Annotated in this window: 2 protein-coding genes; both read right to left on the minus strand. The window is 65.7% G+C overall.

Going from position 1 to position 1,874, the window contains the following annotated elements:
• Positions 1-1,150 (minus strand): AMP-binding protein (locus tag ACXRVY_RS26730; RefSeq protein WP_458238698.1); only part of this gene is annotated, 1,150 nt, incomplete at its 3' end.
• Positions 1,151-1,222: 72 nt separating this feature from the next.
• Positions 1,223-1,874 (minus strand): SDR family NAD(P)-dependent oxidoreductase (locus ACXRVY_RS26735; protein WP_458238699.1); only part of this gene is annotated, 652 nt, incomplete at its 5' end.

Raw genomic sequence — 1,874 nt, forward strand, 5'->3', positions numbered from 1 at the left:
AGCCCTGCATCAGGTTGTAGCCGCGAATCTGCACTTCACCGGGAATGTTCGCCGGCTGGCTGCGACCGTTGTCGCCGACACAGCGCACTTGCACCCCCGGCATCGCCCGGCCACTGGTATTGGCGACCGTCTCCGCAGAATCACCGGAGCGGCAGATCGTGGCGAAACCGCAGACCTCCGTCAGGCCATACGCGGTGACGATGGTGGCGAAGCCGAGTTCGTCGCGCATGCGGTGGATCATCTCCACGGGGATTGCCGCTGCCCCGGTCACCGCCACGCGCAAGGAGCTCAGGTCGAATGCGTTGCGTTGCGGATGGGCCAGCAACGATTGGTACAGCGTCGGTGGCCCGGGCAACACGCTGATTCGCTCGCGCTGCACGCATTCGAGCACGGCCTGCACGTCGAACACCTGCTGCGGTAGCAGGGTGCAACCACGCATCAATGCGGCCAGCCAGCCGGCCTTGTAGCCGAAGGAGTGGAAGAACGGATTGACGATCAGGTAGCGATCGCTCTCGCGCAAACCGACGATATCGCTCCAGTCGCGCACGATTCGCAGGTTCTGGCCGTGGCTGGTCATCACGCCTTTGGGTTTGCCGGTGGTGCCCGAGGTAAACAGCACGTCGGACAAGGCCTGCGGGCCAACGCTCTGTTCGCGGGTGCGCAAGGCCAGGTGTGGCACGTCGGCCCCCAGGTCCATAAACCGCTCCCAAGCCAGGGTGCCCGCATTGGCGCCGCGCAGGCTGACGATGTGGCGCAGCTCAGGCAGGTCTTCCGACGCCAGCATGCCGGGGTAGTCCGCGCCGAGGAATTCGCCAATGGCAAACAGCACGCAGGTGCCGCTTTCGCGCAGGATGTAGCCGGCCTCGCTGCCCTTCATCCGGGTATTGAGCGGCACCAGGGCGGCACCGACGCTTTGCAGGGCGCCGGCGGCGACGATCCATTCCCACACGTTGGGTGCCCAGATCGCCACGCGGTCCCCGACCTGTACGTCGAGGGCCAGCAGTGCGCGGGCAGCCTGGCGGCGCAACTGGTCGAGTTGTCGGTAGCTGATGCTGTGGCCCGCGTCCTCGATGGCCGGGCGGTCGCCGTAGGCCTGGGCAGCGTTGGCGAACAGTTGAGCGATGGTCAGTGCGGTGGCGACAGGCGGCATGGGGCCTCCCCGGTTAGAAGACAGTTGCGAAAAAGGGAGTAGGCCGGGCAGGGCGCCCGGCCGGATTGCGAATTACTGGGCGGGCGGGGCGAAGCGGCGACCGGCGGAGAAACCACCGTCCACGGCGATCATCTGGCCGCTGACAAAGGACGCTTCGTCCGAGGCCAGGAACAGCGCGACGTTGGCCACTTCCTCCGGCTGCCCGGAGCGGCTGAGCATGTGCTGCGAGGCGAAGAAGGCGTGGAACGCGTCATTGTCACGGACCATGCTGGTCATCGGCGTTTCGATCAGGCCCGGGCACAGACCGTTGACGCGCACATTGGCGTGGCCGTAGTCGATCGCCATCGAGCGGGTCAGCTGGTTAATGCCGCCCTTGGACACGTTGTAGGCGACATTGCCGTCGCAGCCTTGCAGACCGAAGATCGAACCGACGTTGATGATCGAACCGCCGCGCTGCTCAACCATCGACGCCAGCGCGTACTTGCTGGTGAGCATGCTGCCGGTGAGGTTGATGTCCATCACCCGTTGCCAGTTGGCAGTGGTGGTCTGGGTCACGCTGCCCTGGTCGGCGACGCCGGCGGCGTTGACCAGTACGTCGATGCGCCCGAAGCGGCTGATGACTTCTTGCATGACCTGCTGCACCTGCGCTTCGTCGCGCACGTCCAGGGTCATGAACAGGCCGGGAAAGTCTGCCGGAGCGCTGCCGATGTCCAGCCCGATCACT

This window comes from Pseudomonas sp. P5_A2_2 (assembly GCF_054177685.1).